Here is a 22,556-nt window from a genome sequence, read left to right as displayed (position 1 = left end):
TTTTATGTTTCAAAAGATTGCATTTCTACCAGTTTTCGATATACGCCATCTTTGGCAAGTAACTCTCCATGAGTACCTTGTTCTACGATGCGCCCCTTTTGCATCACCACGATTAAATCCGCATTTTGGATGGTTGAAAGTCGATGAGCAATAACAATTGAAGTTCGATTTTTCATCATATTTTCCAAAGCACTTTGTACCAAACGCTCACTTTCCGTATCTAATGCTGAGGTGGCTTCATCTAAAATCATAATGGGTGGATTTTTTAAAACAGCACGGGCGATACTCAACCGTTGTTTTTGCCCACCACTGAGTTTACTGCCGGAATCACCTATGTTTGTGTCAAACCCCTCGGGTAGGTCTTTGATAAATTCGTAAGCATTTGCCACTTTGGATGCGTCCAAAATAGCCTCATCGTTAGCAGTCGGATTTCCTATCAGTAAATTGTTTTTTATGCTGTCATTAAATAAGATTGAATCTTGTGAGACCACGCCGATAAGTCTGCGTAAATGACTTATTTTTAGTTGTTTGATGTCGATTCCATCGATTTCGATAGTTCCTTCATTAACATCGTAAAAGCGAGTTATAAGATTGGCAATCGTACTTTTTCCACTTCCCGATTGCCCCACCAAAGCAATGGTTTTTCCTTTGGGAATTTCTAATGAAAAATCAGTTAAAACGTTTTGTTCTCCGTATCGGAATGTGATGTTTTTCAGTGAAATAGCTGATGAAAAATCAAAAATTTCGGTTGCATTCTCTTTTTCCTTAATTGGATTGTCATATTCCAAAATCTCGAATACGCGTTCGGCTGCGGCATTTCCTCTACGGAAATCGTACGAGGCTTTGCTAATTGCTTTGGCAGGGGTTAAAATGTTGTAAGCCAATCCCATAAAAGCGATAAATGCAGCTCCATCTAAACTTTTTTCCACCAAAACCATTGTTCCACCAAACCATAAAAGCGTAGCAATCATCAATATTCCTAAAAATTCGCTCATGGGCGAGGCTAAGTTTTGTCGGTTACCTAAATTATTTGCCAATTTAAAAAAACGATGCGTTGACTCCTCAAATCTTTTTTGGAAAGTTTTTTCGGCATTGAATGCTTTTACAACTCGCAATCCGCCGACTGTTTCTTCAATGAGTGATAAAAATTTGCCTTGTTCTTGCTGTACTTTTGTGGATTGCTTTTTTAGTGATTTTCCTATTTTGGAAATAATCCACCCTGAAAGTGGAATAAATACAAAAGTGAAAATGGTTAATTTTATACTGATACCGAGCATCATTACAATTGAAAATATAATTGTAAGAGGCTCACGTACAATGAGTTCTAATATAGATAAAAAGGAATGCTGAACTTCTCCTACATCACCAGCCACACGAGCTATGATGTCTCCTTTTCGTTGTTCTGAAAAGTAGGAAAGCGGTAGATTGGTAATTTTTTTATAGAGTTTGTTACGTAAATCTTTCAAAACGCCATTTCGCAAATGGGTAATGAAAAATACTGCTATATAGTTAAATAAATTTTTCAGTAAGAACAACAAAATTACCAAACAGATGACAATAGTGAGTGCTGATACAGAATCCTCACCTACCATATTCGAAATTTTGTAGTTTAGCCATTTTTTTCCGTAGTCCACTAAATCGGAGACGTTTCCAGAGAAAGTGGGCACTTCGTAAACCCTGCTCTCTTTCTTTCCAAACAAAATGTCCAACATGGGAATCAATGATACAAACGACAAAGCACTGAATAATGCATATAATACATTAAAAAGCACATTTAAGAAAGCGTATTTCTTATATGGGTATATATATGGTATGAATTTTTTTAAATTAGGATTCATTTTTTTTGGATTCTGAATTTTATTTTACAGGAGTATATTTTTAAAAAACTTTCTCATATTCTATTCATCAGCTACATTTGTCAATTTTTGGTGTAGTTACGATGATTAATAACGCAATTTGAATTTAGGAAAACATTATTTACTTTTATGTGAAAGAACTCAAATTTCATAAAAAAAACTCAAAAAACGCACATAAAAACACGAATTTTGAGTTTTTTATCTATCTGAAAAACATACTTATTTGTTGTGTTTTTTCACAGTTTCGTCTCTTCGAACTTTTCCGTTATCTGTGTATTCAAATTTTGGAACAAAATAAATAGCTCGTGGCACTTCCAATTTTAACATATCTTTATCAACAAACAAATCATGCGATAAAGTTGGATAATCTTTTTCATTACCTTCTATGTATAAAACCGCTTTCTCCCCAAGTTTTTCGTCAGGTTCGCTGGTTAAAAAGTACTGGTTTTTGATATATTTTTTCATTTTACGCTCCACACTTTCAGGAAATACTTTGAATCCGCCCGAATTGATTACATTATCGTAACGTCCCACCCAAATAAACTCAGTTTGAGATATTAGTTCCACAATATCATTCGTAACCACCAAATGATCCGCGATTTGAGGTGCGTTGATTACCAAACATTTTCGGTCATCTTGTGAAAAGGTAACACCCGGTAGTGCTTTGTAACTTTCTTCGTGGGTAGCGGTGTGATTCACTCTACGCATTGCAATATGTGAGATAGTTTCCGTCATTCCATATGAAGAGTAAACATGTGTAGAAACATTTTGCAATTTGTTTTCCAAATCTTCATCGATGGAAGCTCCTCCCAAAATCAATTTTTTCACCCGATGTAAATCGTACAACGACTTTGAAGCTTGTAACGGAATCATCGCTGAGAAATCATAGTCACGGTTAGTTAATGCTAAAGGCATTGACGAGGGCTGGATGATATCTAAATGCAATCCTAAAATGATAGAACGGATAATCATCATTTTTCCAGCAATGAAATCAGCTGGTAAGCAGAAAAGAGCCGTATTTTTAGGTGATAAATTTAGATATTTACCTGTAGCCAATGCTGAGTTGACCATAAACTGCTTTTTCAAATGTATTACCTTAGGAACACCTGTTGAACCAGAAGTAGTTGCTTCAATAAAGTCACGATTATCCAACCAATTTAACAAGAAATCTCCGACAGATTTCAGATGATTCTCTCCGTTTTTTACATAGTCGGTAGCCAAGATAAGCAACCGTTCTCTGTCCATTGGAAAATTGTCAATTTTGAAATCTCTATGTATGAATGTATAATCTATTTCGTTCATTATGTTTATTTTTTATGCTATGTATTAATTAATTATCTAAAAATGTATGTAAATCTTGTAACACAAATATCTTGGAAATAAAGTGTTTATTTCCTTATGTTTTATGACAAAAATAGAGGTGCAAATATACGAAAAGGATAGGGAAGTTAAAAATAATCGTAAAAATATTTTTACCGGGTAGATTTAACCTTTAAGGCTATGTCTGTTTTTGAGCTTTTCTAGTTGATTTACAAATCAAAAACAGAACTTCGTTTGGTGTAGAATAGGTCTTTTATCCTTAATAGAGATGCTAATAACAGATAGATTCCGAACCAAGCTCCGAGTGTAGCAAACGTGCTGTATATGAAAAATATACGTACATCTTTAGCTCGTACACCTAGCTTTTCTGCTATTCGGGAGGAAACTGCAAATCCGTGTTTTTCCAAAAAAAAACGAAAATCGAACAATTTTTGTTTCATATCTGATTAATTACCTTGCAAATATAGTAAAAAATAGGTACATGATTCACTTTGTTTTTAAAATCTTTATTGATGTTGCACCTGTAATTTGTAATCTAAATGATATTATCCGATGAATAATTTTGAAAGTACTCATAAAAAAACCGCTTGATTCTCAATAATCAAGCGGAATATTACAAGTTTTTTTGTAAGAAAGAGTATCTTACTGTTTGGTAGTGAATAAGGTTGGTTTTATGTTCAATTGCACCCAGAACCAATTTTGCATACCGTGAGTGGTAGCTACTTTGATAGCATCGGAAGGCAAGTGATGTGAATATCCAACGTTTAGGGCAACATCTTTGCGGAATTGCTGTGTGAACATAAAGTCTAATTCGGTTCCGAGATAACTTTTGTTATCAGCACGTTTTGCATTGCTCATAAAAATATGCGGCATGAATAGCAAATTTGATTTCTCATTGAATTTAACAATGGCTTTAGCATAGATATCGTTGAGTCCTGTGGTTCCCTGTAAATTTTGACCTAAGTAGTAAAAATCCATATGCCCGTTGAACTTGTGAGCCGTTCCGTACAGAGGATTGAAACTTTTGATTTTAGCAGAAGTGTCATCATAGTCTCTACCGCTAAGCATTTCCATTCCCAATCCTGCGGTAAACTCCTGTGTCTTATAAATTAACTCAGCCCGAAGTTGATATGCCGAAACACTTGTTTTTTGAAATTTTCCAAATTGGTAATAAGCACTTGCTTCCAACATTAGGCTTGATATCGGGAAAATACCGTAAAAACCAGTGGTTTGCATGTTCGACACACCATCTTGTTTTCCTGATGAGTCAAAGTCTTGAAATCCATTGTTGATAAACAAAAAGCTAAGTGAATTGTCCTGCCATTTTTTGTTGGCTCTTAAAAACTGCATCGTTTTGTATGTGTTTTTTGAAGTGTTTCCAATGGCATAAGCGTTTCCTACGTTAGGTTGTCCTTCTTGGTTGAATGCCAACCCAACGTTTAGAAAATTTTTATACGAAACAACTGCTGCATCATGAAAACGACCATATTGAGACCAATCCAATCCTCCTAAGATCCGCTCATCATCATACGAAATGACTTGTCGTCCTAATTTTACATTCCAATTTTCATCAATTTGCATTTTTGCCCAAGCTTCAAAAAAACCTAAATGATTTTTTAATTCTGCTTGAGGTTGTTGTGCATCGCCCCAAGTAAAAATTTGCTGTGCTGTCAAGCGAAGTTCTAACCACTCGTTTTGATAGGAAGTCCCCAATCGAGCTCGTTGGTTTACAAAAAAAGCAGGTTTCTCTTCTTTTTGAAAAAGCCTTCCCTGACCGTGCCGATATTCAGATCGAGTTCTGAAATTAGCGTCAACAGAGAAATCTTGTGCGACCAAAGTACTAAATCCCACAAGGAATAATAACGTTGTTAAGAAATGTTTTTTCATTTGCAATGGTATTAGTTTGTTTAAATAACTTTCATATCTCTATAAGAGATTAAAAAATCTCTTATAGAGACAGCACAAATATACACACTATTTTTTATAAAATGAAAAAATAAATCTTAAAAATTACGTTTATCACAATAAATTGTTTGTTTTTTGCGTATAAATATGATATTTATCATTTCTGAGGATATAAAATAATTTTTTGATAGATTATTCCTGTCTTTCCACTTTTTTGTAGAAGTATTCAATTCCCGCTGTATTTTTCACCGTAAATGATTTTTCCGATAGCGACTCCAAGGTTTCTACCCATTTATTGTCTTTGGAGGTATAATTCATCTCCCAAGTATCACCTTTTTTGACGATTGAGAAAAATTCGGCATTCTCACTCGTTTGGTACTTACCAAAAAGTTGTGGATAAACCTTTTTACGAAATCCGCTGTTATCCTTCAAGTCGATATAATCGTAGGTTGTATTTATTTCGTATATTTTTACAGATTTGTCAGCTAAGATAACCTTTTCAATTTCCCAATACCCATTGAGTAGCACCAATTCCTTCTCAGTGATTTTATTTTTGCAAGATGTTGATAGTGAGATTAATAATACAATTATAGTATACTGAATTGTTTTCATAAGTATGTCAAATTATTGCAACTTTATCTTTATTTAAAAAACGTTTACGTACGAATATCGGAGGTCAAATTTACAAAAAATATGCGAGAAAGTTTTGTTATTTCCTTTTTTTGTTGTTACTTTGCGTTTCAAAGGACTTTAAAAATGGAAGATAAAAGCTATTTAGAAGATTTACAGCATATTAAACAAATGATGCGAAAATCTACTCAATTTCTGTCATTGAGTGGACTTTCTGGAGTGTTAGCTGGAGTGTATGCACTCATTGGAGCCTATGTTGTTCATCTTTTGCTTGAAAAACATTATGCTTATAATCAATTTGTTATCTTAGAAAGTAAAACGTTTAAGGCTATTTTAGGAGTTGCAGCAACTGTATTGATACTCTCATTAGTAACGGCTTATATATTATCACAACGCAAAGCAAGACGTAGGGGAGAAACTTTAATCAACGCCACTTCGAAACGTGCTTTTTGGAATTTTGCCATTCCAATGCTTACAGGGGGGATACTGATTTTCTTGCTACTAAAGAATGAATATTATGGATTATTAGCACCTATGACTTTGATCTTCTATGGTTTAGCTTGTGTGAATGTCAGTAGATATACCTTTGGGGATGTTCGTTATTTGGGAATAACTGAAGTTATTTTGGGCTTGTTGGCTGTACAATTTTCAGGCTATGGATTGCTCTTTTGGGTGATTGGTTTTGGAGTATGTCATATTTTTTACGGTTTGTTAATGTATTTTAAATATGATAGGGGTAGGGTGGAGTAGTTTTCTCTTTCTTAAAACCTGTACCAAAATTACCATTTTATACTGATGAACATCTGTTTTAAAGGAAATAAAAATTAAAAATTGAAGGAACTTTTACAACATATAAATAAAGCATTCGATAATCGCACACGATTGGGGATTATGTCAATACTTATGGTCAATGAAAGTGCTGATTTCAATACCTTAAAGGAATTACTTGACGTCACAGATGGAAATTTAGCGAGTCATACAAAATCTCTTGAAAACGAGGAGTATATCGTTGTAGAGAAACGTTTTATCGGTCGTAAAACCAATACTACCTACAAAGCAACAGAAAAAGGACGAAAGGCTTTCCAAAGCCATATACTAGCCTTGGAAAAAATTATAAAAGGGACTGAAAATTAGTGAATTCTATTTTTTTAATTTTAAACTTTGAAATTCAAAGAGCTTTTAAATTTATTATTAATATAAAAACAAACGTTATGGAATCAAATCAAAAATCATTTATCGCAACATTGTTGCAATCAAGTACCGCTCGAATGGTCATGGTCGGAATTTTAATTTTGGTATTGCTAATTCCGTTAGAATTAGTAAAAAGTTTAGTTAGAGAACGCAAATACCGACAGGAGGAAGTCATAGGTGAAATCAATTCAAAATGGGGGGAGAAAGTGTTTTTCTATGGGCCTATTTTAAAGGTTCCTTACACTTCCTACGAGAAAAATACCGTTTATGACAAAAAATTAGGGACAACTGTTATAGAGCGAAAAGCCCAACAAAATGTAGCGTACTTTTTTCCTGAGACATTAAAAAATATTTCGAACGTGATGACCGAAACTAAAAAGCGTAATAATTATGAGTCGGTGGTATTCACAGCTGAAATGGAATTCGAAGGGAAGTATGTAAAACCAGATTTCTCGTCAAAAAATATCCCTGAAGAAGATATTCACTGGGATAAAGCTACTATTTTGATTCGAACAACCAATTTATCAAGCATAAAAAATGGTGTTTCCATCAATTTATCAGGGAAATCGTATTCTTTCGAGCCTATTTATGAAGAAAGTTCTTCCAATTATGCTGAATATGATGAGTATAACGGTCATACAGGAACTTATTTCGTAGTATCTTCATTAGAAACATCTTTTTTTAACCTAAAAGAGCATTTTGATAATGGTAATTTTAATTTTTCGATAAAATATGATGGAAGTTCAAGCATTAGTATCGTCCCGATTGGAAAAATTACAGAAAGTACAGTTAAATCGAATTGGAAAGATCCGAGTTTTAAAGGCAATTTCTTGCCGTATCAAAAAGAAATTACAAATAGCGGATTTTCAGCTGATTGGAAAGTGTTACATATCAATCGTCCTTTTGCTCAACAATCTTTTGGTGTGTTACCAAGTATTGAAAAATACACTTTCGATGTAGATTTTGTAATCCCTGTGGATGAATATCAGCAAAATGAAAGGGCTAGTAAGTATGGATTTTTGGTTATAGGACTTACATTTTTAATTTTCTTTTTGATACAAACCATCAGTAAAGTAAAAATTCATATTTTTCAATATACGATGATAGGCTTAGCTTTGATCATGTTTTATACACTTTTGATTTCGATTACAGAGCATAGTAGCTTTTCAAAAGCGTATCTTATTGCATCATTAATGGTTATTTTACTCATTAGCTTATACTCGGTATCCATACTGAAAAACAGAAAGTTTCCATTTTTTATAGGATGCTCACTATCAGCTGTATATGGATTTATTTATGTGATTATTCAATTGGAGAACTACGCACTTTTAGTGGGAAGCATTGGCTTGTTTGCAATTCTTGCTATCGTGATGTACGTTTCGAGGAAAATAGAATGGTAAGAGAGTTATAATGCAATGAAGAAAGTCGGGGTGACTGGACTCGAACCAGCGACCACACGCACCCCATACGTGTACGCTACCAACTGCGCCACACCCCGATTTTTCGGTTGCAAATATACTATTTTTTATTTAAATTCCTAATCTTTCCTATAACCTGTTTACTTTATCAATACCTTTGATATGTTTCAAATCTAACATCAATTGCTTTAGAGTAGCGTTATTGTTCACTGTAATTGATAGCTTTCCGTTGAACATATTTCCCTCTGTGTCTATGTTTATGTTTGTCATTTTTACAAATTTATTACTTCCAATGGTTTGTGAAATATCAGCTACCAACCCATCACGATCTAAACCGCTAATTCGGATAGCGACTTTAAATTCTTGTTCGGCTGATTTTACCCATTTGGCAACCATGATACGGTAAGCATAGTTTGACTGCATTGAAATAGCATTCGGACAGTTTTTTTTATGTACCTTAACTCCCTCATTGATAGTAATAAACCCAAAAATAGGATCCCCAGAAATAGGGTTACAACATTTAGCAAACGTATAGTCCAAAGATTCCTCTTCTTTGCCAAAAACAATGCTATCGTAGTGTTCATTTGAACTTTCCACCTCTTCCACCACATTCTTTTTACTGGTGATTTTGCTTTTGAAAAAGTTGAAGAATGACGAACGTTTTGAAGCAAAATCTCTAAGCATCTGGTTTGTGATTTCTCCCGTACCAACTTGGTAAAAAATATCCAAACTTGTTTTGGTTTTGAAATGGCTAACTAAGTCGTTTACAACATCTTCTGTAAGGCTTACTTTCAATTGTTTCAATTTGCGTTGCAACAGTTCCCGTCCTTCGGCGGCTACCGTTTTAACCTCTTCTTTGAGAGCTGATTTGATTTTGCTTCGAGCCTTAGCTGTAGTTGCATAGTTCAGCCAGTTTTTGTTTGGTTTGGCATTTTCAGCGGTGATGATTTCTACTTGATCGCCGCTTTTCAGAACATGGCTTAGGGGAACGAGTTTGTTGTTTACCTTTGCCCCACGAGTTTTCATTCCTACCCCCGTATGGATGTAAAATGCAAAATCAATCGGTGTAGCTCCTTTAGGTAAGGATTTGATTTCTCCATTAGGGGTAAAGACAAAAATTTCTTTGGCATAGAGGTTTAGTTTGAAATCCTCAACGAAATCCACAGCATTACCATCACTATTTTCCAATACTTCTTGCAAACGATTAAGCCATACTTCAATCCCTGCTTCTTCCTGGTTTCCGTGCTTATATTTGAAGTGAGCAGCATATCCCTTTTCGGCAATTTCGTGCATACGCTCACTGCGTATTTGGACCTCCACCCAGCGTCCTTTAGGCCCCATTACGGTAATATGCAATGCTTCATAACCTGTTGATTTTGGTGCTGATATCCAATCGCGAAGCCTTGTTGGATTGGGGCGAAAATGATCCGTAACAATAGAGTAAATTTTCCATGCTAAAAACTTCTCTTCCTCAGGAGTGCTTTTATAAATGATACGTATGGCAAATTTATCATATATTTCTTCAAAGGTAACGCCTTGATTTTCCATCTTTTTGTAAATTGAGTAGATAGATTTCGGACGACCTTTGATACGGTATTCTATTTTTTGACTGTTTAAAGATGATTCAATGATTTGGGTAAATGATTCTATATAGCTTTTTTGCTCTTCTTTCGATTCTTCCATCTTGCCGAGTATGCTGTAATAATACTCAGGGTCTGTGTACTTTAGCCCCAAATCCTCCAATTCGGTTTTAATGTTGTATAACCCGATACGATGTGCTAATGGAGCATAGATGTACAAGGTTTCAGAAGCTATTTTGGCTTGTTTGTGTTCCGCCATTGAGTCCATCGTTTGCATATTATGCAGACGATCAGCGATTTTGATGATAATTACACGCACATCATCGTTCATCGTTAAAAGCAGTTTTCTGAAATTTTCAGCCTGTAATGATATATCTTTTTCTTTACTTAGGTTGGAAATTTTAGTAAGTCCTTCAACGATATGTGCTACTGTTTTGCCAAAAAGACGTTCCATATCTTCCACAGTGTGGTCGGTATCTTCAACTACATCATGTAACAAAGCTGCAGCAATGGAAACGGCATCCAAACCAATTTGCGAAGCTACAATTTTAGCTACTGCAATCGGATGTAGAATGTAAGGTTCACCACTTTTGCGACGTTGTTCTTTATGAGCATCTACCGCCGTGTCGAAAGCTAATCGAATTAGTTTTTTGTCATCTTCCGTAAGGGTCTGATAACTAATACTTAATAGCTCTTTATACTCCCGAGCTATTATTTTATTTTCTTCCTCCAAGTCAAAATTCCATCCCATAGCCTCAAAATGTTTTGTTTGTGAATTATCTTAAAAAATCTAAAAAATATTTCTTTTTTTTCAGTGAAATTTAAGTAATTCAGAAAGAGGTATATTACTTATTTTTAGGAAAAATACGAGTTTTTGTGTCTTTCTGAATCTGTATGTGTCTGAAAAATAAATATTTAATTTTTAATACCTTGTTGAATTTTGTTCAGAATGATATTCTTATATTGGTATATAAATACACATCTTCAAAGCACAAATATAAAAAATAATTAATAAAATCCTACAATAATTATAAATTTATTTAAAGAATATCTATAAAAAGCAATAGCAAGTTAATTTTATTTAAGTATCAATTTTTTTCACTTTTACGTACAACACAGTTTGTTACGTATATGCTGATTTTCAGTAGTTTTAAAAGTTCATATCTACAAGTAAACTAATTACCTTTGAGTGTAATCTGTCATATATTTCGCAGATAAATATCTATTTTTTTTACTCAGAAACTGACGTTTAGTCTATCGTGATGTATGCCAAATTTGCATATTTCAAATTAAAGTAGTTATTTTGTTCCTTATTCATATTAAATTATATGTCGTCAATTGAAAATTATAGAAAAGTATTTTTAACTCATTTGCAAGAAAATATCACCAAGCAAGAACCTGAAAATTTGTATGCCCCGATGCACTATATCTTAGGTTTAGGAGGGAAACGTATACGTCCTATTTTAACATTGTTAGGGGCAGATATTTTTCAAACAGATTATAAAAAGGCACTCCATGCGGCTTTAGCAGTAGAAGTTTTTCATAATTTTTCATTAGTTCACGATGATGTTATGGATAAGGCGCCTTTAAGGCGAGGACAGCAAACGGTTCATCATAAATGGGACTTAAATACAGCTATTCTTTCAGGAGATGCTATGCTTATCATAGCTTATCAGTTTTTTGAAAATTATGAACCTATTGTTTTTCAGCAACTTGCTAAGTTGTTTAGCAAGACAGCTTTGCAGGTTTGTGAAGGGCAACAATGGGATATGGATTTTGAAACACGTAACGATGTTAGTGTGGAAGAATATTTATTGATGATAAAATATAAAACCGCTGTTTTGGTGGGAGCTGCTTTACAGATGGGAGCTATAGTTGCCAAAACAACAGACGAAAATAAGCAATTGATTTATGATTTTGGTGTTCAATTAGGGATGGCATTTCAACTGCAAGATGATTACTTAGATTCTTTTGGAGACGCTTCTTTTGGAAAGAAAATTGGTGGGGATATTTTAGAAAATAAGAAGACAATGCTCTATTTGAAAGCTTTGGAACTTGCTGATAATGAGCAAAGAAATTTATTGTATAATCTTTATAATACTACGGAAGAAACCCCTCAAAAGGTTGAAAAAGTAAAGAAAATATTTACGGATACAAAAACCACTGATTTCGTAAAAACTCAAATTGAATATTATACCCAACAAGCCATTCAAACTCTCGAAAAATTAGATATTCAACAAGATAAGCGAAATGAAATCAAGCAATTTGCGCTTGATTTGATGCATCGAAAAATTTAATTTAAATTACACAGATTCAGTAGGGATATCAAAACATTGTGCCCTACTGAATGATATTTACTTCACTTTCCAAATGAATCTGAAACTTGTTGTATACGGTTTGTTGTATGAATTTTGATAACTCAACAAGTTCTTGTCCTGTAGCATTACCATAGTTTACCAAAACTAAGGCCTGTTTTTGGTGTACACCTGCATCACCTCTTCGGTAGCCTTTTAGTCCGCAAGTTTCTATGAGCCAACCCGCAGGGATTTTTGTAGACTCTTCATTGACAACATAATGAGGCATCTGAGGGTATATTTTCTGTAATTTTTCGAAATGAATTTTGGATACAACCGGATTTTTAAAAAAACTACCACTATTGCCAATTTCTTTCGGATTAGGAAGTTTACTTTCTCTGATGGAGATGACTGCTTTTGAGATGTCTATCGGTTGTGGATTTTTAATATTTTTTTGTTCCAAAATTTCACGAATGGCTCCGTATTCTGTATGTAAAATGTGATTCTTTTTGGTCAATTTAAAAGTTACCGAAGTTATGATATAATTTCCTTTTTCTTCACACTTGAAAATAGATTCCCGATATGAAAATTTACATTCATCTTTTGAAAACTGTTTTTGAGTTATGGAGTGGATATTTATGGTTTGGCAATACGCCATAACATCTTTAATTTCAACACCATACGCTCCTATATTTTGAATTGGAGTAGCTCCTACATTTCCAGGTATGAGAGATAGATTTTCAAGACCTCCGTATCCTTTTTCCAAGCAAAATTGTACAAACTCGTGCCAATTTTCACCTGCTGCTGCGGTTATCCACACATGGTCATCTGTTTCCCTTTCAATAGAAATACCTTTGAGTTGTATCCAAAAAACTGGATTTTCAATGTTTTTTGTGAGTAACATGTTACTTCCTCCTCCAAAAATGAAAGGATTTTTGTAATTGCTAAGTGCTTTTGTAAGCCCTTTTTCCGAATGTATGGTCACAAAGGTAGTGGCTTGAGCATCAATCCCAAAGGTGTTAAACGGTTTTAAAGATACGTAGTGTTCTATAATCATATGAATTGTATTTATGCCTTATTTTCTTCCTCCTCTTCTGGTAAAATATCAATTTTTGGCTCTATAAGAGTTTCTTTATTTGCGATGGTTCTTTCTAACGAAAGCAATAAACTCGGTAGTAATAACAAATTGGTTAGCATGGCGAATAAAAGAGTTAGTGAAATCAATCCACCGAGAGCTTTTGTTCCGCCAAAACTTGATAGCATAAACACCGAAAACCCGAAAAACAATACCACTGAGGTGTAGAACATACTTACTCCTGTTTCTCGTAAAGTCGCATAAACGGATTTGCTGATTTTCCAGTTTCTTGCAACCAATTCCTGACGATATTTTGCCAAAAAATGAATGGTGTCATCAACTGAAATACCGAAAACAATACTAAAAACCAATATGGTCGAGGGTTTTAGAGGTATGCCAAAATAACCCATCATTCCTGCTGTAACCAATAGTGGTAATAGGTTAGGAACCAATGAAGTGAGTATCATTTTAAATGAACGGAACATGTAGGACATGATCAGTGCAATAAGTAAAATTGCTAATCCTAACGAATAAATAAGATTTTTTGCCAAATAGGTAGTTCCTTTAGTAAACAGAAAAGCTTTTCCAGTGACTTTCACTTCATATTTTTCTTCTGGAAATAATTTTTTTGCTTTTGCGTAGATATTTTCTTCTATTTGTTGCATTTTGTCCGTACCAATATCTTTCATGAAGGTTGTGATTCGAGCCGTTTGCCCCAAGGAATCAACATAGGAACTTAGCATTTGTCCGTTACCTTTTGAATTTCTGACGTAGGACATTATGAAATTTTGTTCCTGAGAGGTTGGTAAATCGTAGTACTCTGGATTTCCGTTGTAGTAGGTTTGTTTAGCATATTTCACTAAATCAACTATTGAAATAGGTTTAGAAATTTCTGGAATATCCTCAATATATTTACATAACTCGTCAATTTTTTTTAAGTTAGGCAATCGCATTACTCCATTTTTCTGTTTGGTATCTACCGTAATTTCCAAAGGCATGATGCCTCCAAATTCTTTTTCAAAAAACAAAATATCATCGAAAAAAGGAGCTGATTTTGGCATATCTTCAATCAAACTTCCTGATATTTTCATTTGATTAATCCCTATAATACTTAGTGTTAGCAGCATTACAGCAATAGAGAATACTGCAATTCGGTGGTGCTTAACGGTTCGTTCCAACAGTTGTATAAGCTTCTGAATCCAAGTGCGGTGCAAGTGTTTCAAATGTTTTTCTTTTGGAATTTTCATAAAGCTGTATATGATAGGTATAATGCACAACGAAATGAAAAAGATAGACATGATGCTGATGGCAGCAATGGTTCCGAACTCCTGTAAAAGACTACTTTCCGTAAAAATAAAAGTAGCAAAACCGATGGAAGTTGTTAGGTTAGTAAGCAAGGTCGCATTTCCTACATTTCTGATGACACGTTGGAGAGATTTGGCTTGGTTTCCATGTTTGTTAAATTCCTGTTGATATTTGTTAATCAAGAATATACAGTTTGGAATTCCAATAACGATTACCAAAGGAGGAATAAGTCCAGTCAAAATCGTAATTTCATAATTGAATAAACCAAGCAACCCGAATGACCACATAACCCCAATAGAAACTACACTCATCGAAATAAACATAGCACGATAAGAGCGGAAAAAAAGGAATAAAATAAATGATGTAATAAGCAACGCCATTCCGATAAATAACCCAATTTCATCGATAATGTTTTGAGCACTAAGTGTTCGTATGTAGGGCATACCTGAAGTACGTACTTTGATTTGCGTTTGCTGTTCAAATTTTTCTATAATAGAGATTAAGGTGTTTATAATGAAGTCTTTACGTTCTTTCGTGTTTATGATCTTTTTGTTCATATACAACGCCGTTTGTAAAGTTTCTGTTTCTGGATTGTAGACGATTCCTTTATAGAAAGGCAGTTTTTCGGAAAGTAATTGTTTGATGCTATCTACTTGATTTTGAGAGGTTATTATGCCGTCTATAAGTGGTTTCGTAGTAAAACTTTCGGTAGCTACGTCTTTTGTTAAAACTGGTAAATTCCCTATGGAAAGCACAGCTTCAACTTCCTTAAATTGTTTAAATTCATTGGCTAAACCTTTCCATTGATTTAATATTTCGGGAGTGTAACTATTTTTATTTTCAATAGCTAATAGAATAAGATTTCCTTCTTCACCAAATTTTGATAGAAATTCATGATATTCTAGGTTAATCGGATGTCCGTCAGGAAGCATATTCGCTTCCGTAAATGTAAAGCGAATGTTTTTCCATTGCAAGGCTAAAAAAAGGGTTATTAGTGCAATAGCAACGAGTATCGCAATCCGATTTCTCAGAATCAGACGTGCAACAGTAGTCCAAAATTCAGCTTTAAACCATTTTATCATGTTCTATTTTATTAATTTCGTTTATCTTTAACTTAATTGCATCATTAATGTCTATTTGGTAAATGATTTTTTTCCAATTTTATTGTTTTGATGCGTTTTTATTCTACAATTGAGCTCATGATGTTTGTTTTTTGAGTCTCGTAAATACGTAATATGATGAAGTTTCTTATTAATTACGACTTTTTCAAATTTACCGCCCACCTTTCAAGTCCGTAGAGTATAAAAAATCCTGCCAACGCCAATACAACAGCTGTTAGAAATTGTGAATCACCTGAAATACTTTCATAAGTGGAAGGCAAAATACTCTTTTCCCATACAGGCACTTCGTTGCCATGCGAATCAATGCGAGTTTGAAGAATCTCCTTCCAAGGCCAAATTTTATTCAGTGAGCCAATGATAACCCCTGTGAGCCCCGCAATTGTGGTATTTCGGTAATTCGCAAAAAGCCATTTCAATACTTTTGAAAAACTCAGTATTCCAATGATTGCTCCTATTCCAAAAACCCCTATAATTTTAAAATTCCAGTCATTTAAGGCTCCCAAAACGATATGATACGACCCTAAAAGTACTAAAATAAATGCTCCCGAAATACCTGGTAAAATCATCGCACAGATTGCCAATGCTCCTGAAAAAAATACGTAAATCAGTCCATCGTTGCTTCCTAAAGGTGGAACAATGGTAATTAAATAAGCCAAAATTCCGAAAAAGAGCATTGATAAAACCGTTCCAAGATTCCATTTTTTAATGTCCTTTGCCAAAAATAGTATACTTGCCAACATCAATCCGAAGAAAAATGACCATACAGCAATCGGTTGATTTTCCAATAACCATTTTACGCCTTTTGCTAAGGATAAAATACTTATACCTATCCCCACAAGTAGTGAAAAGAAAAAATTACCGTTGATATGTTTCCAAAAATTGACAATCCCATGGTTTTTCAATACTTTGAAAGCTCCTAAATTTATATTGTTGATAGAACTAATCAGCTCTTCGTAAATACCTGATATAAAAGCGATTGTTCCACCTGAAACACCAGGAACTACATCCGCAGCTCCCATAGCCATTCCTTTTAGGGAAATTAGCATATAATCTAAAAAAGTTCTTCGCATTTGTTTAAACAATTAGCCTACAAAGGTACGTAAATATTTAAAAAAGTAAACAGTAGGAACGGAAAAACTTTTTAATGGACTATATCATAGAAGCTAAATGAAAATTCTAAAAATGAAATTAGAGTAGGAATCCAATTTTTAAACAAGAAAAAACATAAAAAATTTGTTTTTTTTTGCAGAAAGTATTACGTTTGCAACCGAATTAATTAATAAATGTATCATAACAGTATAATTATTAGCCTTATTATTATCATCAATAACACCTATTGATGCGAGGCTTCGTATATGTAAAACACACAAAACCTGCATCAGAAATTAGATGCAGGTTTTTTTATTTTTAAAATTTGATTCAGAAATCATCATCAAAATATGGAATTAAATAAATACAGCAAACAAGTTACACAAGACGATACGCAACCCGCAGCACAAGCAATGCTACACGCTTTGGGGCTGACCGATGACGACCTAAAAAAACCTTTAGTAGGCATCGCAAGTACGGGTTACGAGGGAAATCCTTGTAATATGCATCTAAATGATTTAGCTTTGAAAATTAAAGAGGGCGTACAGCAATCGGGTTCTGTTGGGTTGATTTTCAACACCATAGGTGTTTCAGACGGAATCTCAATGGGTACTTACGGAATGCGTTACTCTTTGGTTTCGAGAGATATTATCGCTGATTCTATCGAAACGGTAATTCAAGCAATGTGTTACGATGCACTCGTTACAGTGGTAGGGTGCGACAAAAATATGCCGGGAGCTTTAATGGCAATGCTCAGACTGAATCGACCTTCAATTTTGGTGTATGGCGGAACAATTGCCGCAAGTTGCCATAACGGAAAAAAACTCGATGTAGTTTCCGCTTTCGAGGCGTGGGGACAAAAAGTAGCAGGAATTATTGATGAAAAAGAATATAAGGAAGTAATACACAAAGCCTGTCCGGGCGAAGGAGCTTGTGGCGGAATGTACACTGCCAACACAATGGCTTCGGCCATTGAAGCATTGGGAATGAGTTTGCCTTACAACTCTTCAACTCCTGCCTCAGGTGATGCCAAAAGACAAGAATGCCTCAAAGTAGGTAAAGCGTTGCGTTATCTGCAAGAAAACGACATCAAACCTCGCGATATCGTCACGCGAAAATCCATCGAAAATGCTTTCCGATTGGTGGTTGCCTTGGGGGGCTCTACCAATGCCGTATTGCACTTTTTAGCCATTGCAAAAGCAGCTCAAATCCCGATGACTATTGATGATTTTGCCAAGCTGAGCGATTCCACACCTTTTATCGCAGACCTCAAACCAAGCGGAAAGTACGTTATGGAAGATTTACACCACATTGGCGGAATCCCTGCTGTGATGAAATATTTACTCGAAAAAGGATTACTTCACGGTGATTGCCTTACAGTTACAGGTAAAACAATAGCTGAAAATCTTGCAGATGTACCATCACTTTCTGAAAACCAAAATATTATATATCCCTTAGAAAAACCAATTAAAGAAACGGGACATATTCGTATTCTCTATGGAAATTTAGCCACCGAAGGAGCTGTAGCAAAAATTACGGGTAAAGAAGGACTTTCGTTTACCGGAAAAGCTAAAGTTTATGAAGGTGAATTTCTTGCCAATGAAGGAATTGCCAAAGGCGAAGTCACCGAAGGAACAGTTGTGGTCATTCGCTATGAAGGTCCGAAAGGAGGTCCGGGAATGCCTGAAATGTTAAAACCGACTTCTGCCATTATGGGGGCAGGTTTGGGCAAAAAAGTAGCACTCATCACCGATGGACGATTTTCGGGAGGCTCACACGGATTTGTGGTTGGACACATTTCGCCCGAAGCACAAAATGGTGGTAACATTGCATTGGTACAAGATGGTGATTTGATTACCATTGATGCTGTAAAAAACACTATTGATGTACATCTCACCGAAGAAGAATTAGCTCAAAGACGAGCCAATTTCAGCCTCAAACCATTAAAAGATACTGCCAAACGAGGGGTGCTTTACAAATACGCTCGTACGGTAAGTTCCGCCTCGCAAGGTTGTGTTACCGATGAATTTTAGTCGAGAGCCTCAACTCATAATTAATCAGATGCAAATTAATCAACAAAATTTTTTCGCTATGTTATAAAAAGTATGATGATAATTTTTAATATCAGGCTGATCGAAATCGTTTATTCTTATGTATCATACTTTTCTAAATTTTTAAATAATTCATTAAATATCAAATCTTTAAATAAATATGACAGGAGCAGAAGTTTTAATCAAATGTTTGTTAGCTGAAGGGATCGATTTAGCTTTCGGTTACCCCGGCGGGGCGATAATGCCTGTTTACGACGAACTTTACAAATACCAAAATCAGTTGAAACACATCCTCACTCGCCACGAGCAAGGAGCTATTCACGCTGCACAAGGCTACGCAAGAGCTACCGGAAAAGTAGGTGTAGTTTTTGCCACATCAGGACCCGGAGCAACCAACATCATCACAGGAATTGCCGATGCCCAAATCGATTCCACGCCGCTGGTGTGCATCACAGGTCAGGTAGCAAAGCATCTCTTAGGAACAGATGCCTTTCAGGAAACAGACATCATCGGAATTTCTACCCCCGTAACCAAATGGAATTTCCAAATCACGGAAGTAGAAGAAATACCCGAAGCAATCGCCAAAGCCTTTTACATTGCCCGTTCGGGAAGACCCGGACCTGTACTTATCGACATCGTAAAAAGTGCTCAGTTCGACCAAGTTGCTCAGTTCGACTATAAGAAATGTACTCGAATGCGAAGCTATAATCCTGTACCTGAAATAGATGATTCAAAATTGGCTGAAGCCGCACAAATCATCAATCAAGCACAAAGACCCTATGTTGTTTTCGGACAAGGAATCATTTTAGGTCAAGCTGAAAACGAGCTAAAATCCTTTTTAGAAAAGACCGATATACCCGCAGCAGCGACCATTTTAGGACTTTCGGCATTGCCCACCGAACACCCCAATTATGTGGGAATGGTAGGTATGCACGGCAACTATGCTCCTAATGTAATGACCAATACGTGTGACGTACTCATCGCTTTGGGAATGCGTTTTGATGACCGTGTAACGGGCGATTTAAGTAGATACGCCAAACAAGCAAAGGTATTGCATTTTGATATTGACCCTGCGGAAATCAACAAAAACGTAAAGGCTGATGTCGCCATATTGGGCAATGTAAAAGAGGCTTTACAGAAAATACTTCCGTTAGTAGAACAGAAAAAACATACAACGTGGCGAGAAGAATTCAAAAAATACGACAAAGAAGAATATGATTCCGTCATTAAAAACGAATTATATCCTGAAAAAGAAGGGCTTACAATGGGAGAAGTTCTAGAATTGATAAATAAATGTTCTAATCACGAAGCGGTTATTGTTTCCGATGTGGGGCAACATCAGATGATGGCTTGTCGTTATGCAAAATTTAAAAATTCACGCAGTAAAATCACTTCAGGAGGATTAGGCACAATGGGATTTGCCCTACCGGCAGCCATAGGGGCAAAAATAGGAGTCCCTGAAAAACAAGTGGTTGCGGTAATTGGTGATGGTGGTTTTCAAATGACCATTCAAGAGTTAGGAACAATTTTTCAGTCGCAAATTCCTGTGAAAATTGTAGTTTTAAACAACGAATTTTTAGGAATGGTTCGTCAGTGGCAAGAACTATTTTTTGACCGCCGATATGCTTCCACCGAAATGATAAATCCTGATTTTATTAAAATTGCAGAAGGGTATCACATTCAATCGCGATTGGTTACCAAACGCAGCGATTTGGAAGAAGCTGTTAAAGAAATGCTCAATTCCGACAAGGCTTATTTCTTGGAAGTTCGTGTTGAGAAAGAAAACAACGTTTTCCCGATGGTACCCACAGGAGCTTCAGTTTCGGAAGTGAGACTGAAATAAAAAAGCAATAAAAGAAGTTCAATAAATAATAAAACCTTGAGCCTAAAACTTTAAAACCTAAAACGTAAAATTGTAAATATGGAACAAAAAACATACACCATCACCATATATTCGGAAAATCAGCTTGGGCTACTCAACAGAGTGACGGGGATTTTCCTCAGAAGACATATTGATATGGAAAGCATCAATGTGTCGGCATCGGAAATTGACAATGTATTTCGGATGATTATTGTGACTCATACCACTCAAAAATGGGTAGAACATTTGGTTCAACAGATTGAAAAACAGATAGAAATCATCAAAGTATTTTATCATACCGATGAAGAAATCATTTCCCTTGAAAATTCACTTTTCAAAATGCCTACGGCTTCCCTTTTTGATGAAGAAACTCCCATTCAAGCTATAATTCAGCGATATAATGCTAATATTGTTGCTGTTTATAAACATTTTTATGTAATTTCAAAAACAGGCTCACGAGAGTCCATCGCAGCACTTTATCAGGAGCTGAAACCTTACGGAATTATGCAATTTTCGGGCTCGGCACGAATTGCTATTTCAAAATCGGAAATGAAAGTATCTCCCTTGCTCAACAAATATGAGGTAGATAACCAAAAATAGTAGAGTATGATGTAAGAAAACAGTTTTTTCAAGTTGAGTAAAATCAAATCTTTAATTCCAAGAACTTTGATTTTATTCGGTTTGACACCAAAAGTTATCATCATATTTTTAAGAACACAATCCATATAAATCTTTAAATTAAATCGGAAGAACAATGAAAAATTATTTTAATACCCTAAATTTCAGAGAAAAATTAGCACAATTAGGCGTTTGCGAATTATTACAGAAAAGCGATTTCAGTCAAGGAGTTGAAGCCTTAAAAGGAAAAAAAATTGTTATCGTGGGAGCAGGAGCCCAAGGGCTTAATCAAGGGTTGAATATGCGTGATTCGGGTTTGAATGTTTCCTACGCTTTGCGTGAATGTGCCATCGCTGAAAAACGCCCCTCGTACACCAATACCATCGCCAACGGCTTTCAAGTAGGTACTTTTGAAGAGCTTATTCCTACGGCAGATTTGGTGTGTAATTTAGCCCCCGACAAGCAACATACTTCGGTGATTAACAAGATTATGCCTTTGATGAAGCAAGGGGCGACTTTATCTTACTCACACGGATTTAACATTGTGGAAGAAGGCATTGAAATCCGCAAAGATATTACCGTGATTATGGTAGCTCCAAAATCGCCGGGTTCGGAAGTGCGTGAGGAATACAAACGTGGATTTGGTGTACCAACTTTGATTGCCGTTCACCCCAAAAACGACCCTGAGAACAAAGGTTTTGAGTGGGCAAAAGCCTATGCTACAGCTTTGGGAAGTGACACTGCCGGAGTGCTACGTTCATCGTTTGTGGCGGAAGTAAAATCGGATTTGATGGGCGAACAAACCATTCTGTGCGGACTTTTACAAACAGGTTCGATATTGGCTTTCAATAAGATGAAACGCGAAGGAGTTGCCCCTGAACACGCTGCCAAACTCATTCAATACGGTTGGGAATCCATTACCGAAGCCTTAAAACACGGCGGAATTACCAATATGATGAATCGTCTATCGAATCCTGCCAAAGTAAGAGCATTTGCCATTTCCGAAGATTTGAAAAAGATGATGCGTCCGCTCTTTGAAAAGCATATGGACGATATTTTAAGCGGACATTTTTCAAAAACGATGATGGAAGATTGGGCAAACAACGACAAAAACCTGCTTACGTGGCGTTCCGCTACGGCTGAAACCGATTTTGAGAAAACTCCTACCACTACCGAAGCTATTGAAGAGCAAACCTATTTTGACTACGGAACATTATTGGTAGCGATGGTAAAATCGGGGGT

Annotated in this window: 17 protein-coding genes and 1 tRNA gene; 8 read left to right on the top strand and 10 right to left on the bottom strand. The window is 35.5% G+C overall.

Annotation, left to right across the window (positions count from 1 at the left end):
- Window positions 1-2: 2 nt before the first annotated feature.
- The 5 genes from CCAND38_RS08890 to CCAND38_RS08870 form a co-directional block, all read right to left on the bottom strand.
- Window positions 3-1,838 carry an ABC transporter ATP-binding protein gene (locus tag CCAND38_RS08890; RefSeq protein WP_042006235.1) on the bottom strand — a complete coding sequence of 612 codons (1,836 nt, stop codon included), beginning with the start codon at window positions 1,836-1,838 and terminating at the stop codon, window positions 3-5.
- Window positions 1,839-2,075: 237 nt separating this feature from the next.
- Window positions 2,076-3,158 carry an AMP-binding protein gene (locus tag CCAND38_RS08885; protein ID WP_042006233.1) on the bottom strand — a complete coding sequence of 361 codons (1,083 nt, stop codon included), beginning with the start codon at window positions 3,156-3,158 and terminating at the stop codon, window positions 2,076-2,078.
- A 227-nt stretch (window positions 3,159-3,385) separates the two neighbouring features.
- On the bottom strand, window positions 3,386-3,616 hold the full coding sequence (locus tag CCAND38_RS08880; protein WP_042006231.1) for a hypothetical protein: 231 nt from the start codon (window positions 3,614-3,616) through the stop codon (window positions 3,386-3,388).
- Window positions 3,617-3,818: 202 nt separating this feature from the next.
- A complete protein-coding gene (locus tag CCAND38_RS08875; RefSeq protein ID WP_042344926.1) occupies window positions 3,819-5,063 on the bottom strand; it encodes an alginate export family protein in 1,245 nt (414 codons plus the stop codon).
- Between the two features lie 210 nt (window positions 5,064-5,273).
- Window positions 5,274-5,693: a hypothetical protein gene (locus CCAND38_RS08870; RefSeq protein WP_042344924.1), complete on the bottom strand. Its 420-nt coding sequence runs from the start codon at window positions 5,691-5,693 to the stop codon at window positions 5,274-5,276.
- Window positions 5,694-5,837: 144 nt separating this feature from the next.
- Here CCAND38_RS08870 and CCAND38_RS08865 point away from each other — a divergent pair, with 144 nt between their 5' ends.
- The 3 genes from CCAND38_RS08865 (at window position 5,838) to creD (ending at window position 8,302) form a co-directional block, all read left to right on the top strand.
- Entirely contained in the window at window positions 5,838-6,461 is a 624-nt protein-coding gene (locus CCAND38_RS08865; RefSeq protein WP_042006224.1) for a hypothetical protein, read from the top strand.
- 81 nt (window positions 6,462-6,542) lie between these two features.
- Window positions 6,543-6,845, top strand: a complete 303-nt coding sequence (locus tag CCAND38_RS08860; RefSeq protein ID WP_042006222.1) for a winged helix-turn-helix domain-containing protein — start codon at window positions 6,543-6,545, stop codon at window positions 6,843-6,845.
- Between the two features lie 77 nt (window positions 6,846-6,922).
- Window positions 6,923-8,302 (top strand): cell envelope integrity protein CreD, encoded by a 1,380-nt coding sequence (gene creD / locus CCAND38_RS08855; RefSeq protein WP_042344960.1) that lies wholly within the window; start codon window positions 6,923-6,925, stop codon window positions 8,300-8,302.
- 25 nt (window positions 8,303-8,327) lie between these two features.
- Here the strand turns inward: creD and CCAND38_RS08850 are convergent.
- Window positions 8,328-8,400: transfer RNA gene (locus tag CCAND38_RS08850), tRNA-Pro, on the bottom strand.
- Window positions 8,401-8,449: 49 nt separating this feature from the next.
- Window positions 8,450-10,651, bottom strand: a complete 2,202-nt coding sequence (locus CCAND38_RS08845; protein WP_042344923.1) for a RelA/SpoT family protein — start codon at window positions 10,649-10,651, stop codon at window positions 8,450-8,452.
- Window positions 10,652-11,228: 577 nt separating this feature from the next.
- Between CCAND38_RS08845 and CCAND38_RS08840 the strand changes: the two genes are divergently transcribed.
- Window positions 11,229-12,197, top strand: a complete 969-nt coding sequence (locus CCAND38_RS08840) for a polyprenyl synthetase family protein (protein WP_042006216.1) — start codon at window positions 11,229-11,231, stop codon at window positions 12,195-12,197.
- A gap of 43 nt (window positions 12,198-12,240) precedes the next feature.
- On the opposite strand, the gene murB is transcribed toward CCAND38_RS08840, so the two are convergent.
- The 3 genes from murB to CCAND38_RS08825 all read right to left on the bottom strand — a co-directional run bounded on the left by murB (window position 12,241) and on the right by CCAND38_RS08825 (window position 16,765).
- Window positions 12,241-13,251 carry a UDP-N-acetylmuramate dehydrogenase gene (murB, locus tag CCAND38_RS08835; RefSeq protein WP_042344921.1) on the bottom strand — a complete coding sequence of 337 codons (1,011 nt, stop codon included), beginning with the start codon at window positions 13,249-13,251 and terminating at the stop codon, window positions 12,241-12,243.
- Between the two features lie 11 nt (window positions 13,252-13,262).
- Window positions 13,263-15,656, bottom strand: coding sequence for an efflux RND transporter permease subunit (locus tag CCAND38_RS08830; RefSeq protein ID WP_042344920.1), 2,394 nt, complete (start codon window positions 15,654-15,656; stop codon window positions 13,263-13,265).
- Between the two features lie 173 nt (window positions 15,657-15,829).
- Window positions 15,830-16,765, bottom strand: a complete 936-nt coding sequence (locus CCAND38_RS08825) for a polyprenyl-phosphate transporter (RefSeq protein WP_042344918.1) — start codon at window positions 16,763-16,765, stop codon at window positions 15,830-15,832.
- A gap of 369 nt (window positions 16,766-17,134) precedes the next feature.
- On the opposite strand from CCAND38_RS08825, the gene ilvD reads away from it, so the two are divergent.
- The 4 genes from ilvD to ilvC form a co-directional block, all read left to right on the top strand.
- Window positions 17,135-18,817 (top strand): dihydroxy-acid dehydratase, encoded by a 1,683-nt coding sequence (gene ilvD / locus CCAND38_RS08820; RefSeq protein ID WP_042344916.1) that lies wholly within the window; start codon window positions 17,135-17,137, stop codon window positions 18,815-18,817.
- Window positions 18,818-18,995: 178 nt separating this feature from the next.
- Window positions 18,996-20,678, top strand: a complete 1,683-nt coding sequence (gene ilvB / locus CCAND38_RS08815; RefSeq protein ID WP_042344915.1) for a biosynthetic-type acetolactate synthase large subunit — start codon at window positions 18,996-18,998, stop codon at window positions 20,676-20,678.
- 78 nt (window positions 20,679-20,756) lie between these two features.
- Window positions 20,757-21,296 (top strand): acetolactate synthase small subunit, encoded by a 540-nt coding sequence (gene ilvN, locus CCAND38_RS08810; RefSeq protein WP_013996713.1) that lies wholly within the window; start codon window positions 20,757-20,759, stop codon window positions 21,294-21,296.
- Between the two features lie 154 nt (window positions 21,297-21,450).
- The coding region (gene ilvC / locus CCAND38_RS08805) for a ketol-acid reductoisomerase (RefSeq protein WP_042344914.1) at window positions 21,451-22,556 on the top strand (1,106 nt) is incomplete at its 3' end.

It is taken from the genome of Capnocytophaga canis (assembly GCF_000827555.1).
GTDB lineage: Bacteria > Bacteroidota > Bacteroidia > Flavobacteriales > Flavobacteriaceae > Capnocytophaga > Capnocytophaga canis.
This window is presented reverse-complemented; position numbering and strand designations above follow the sequence as displayed.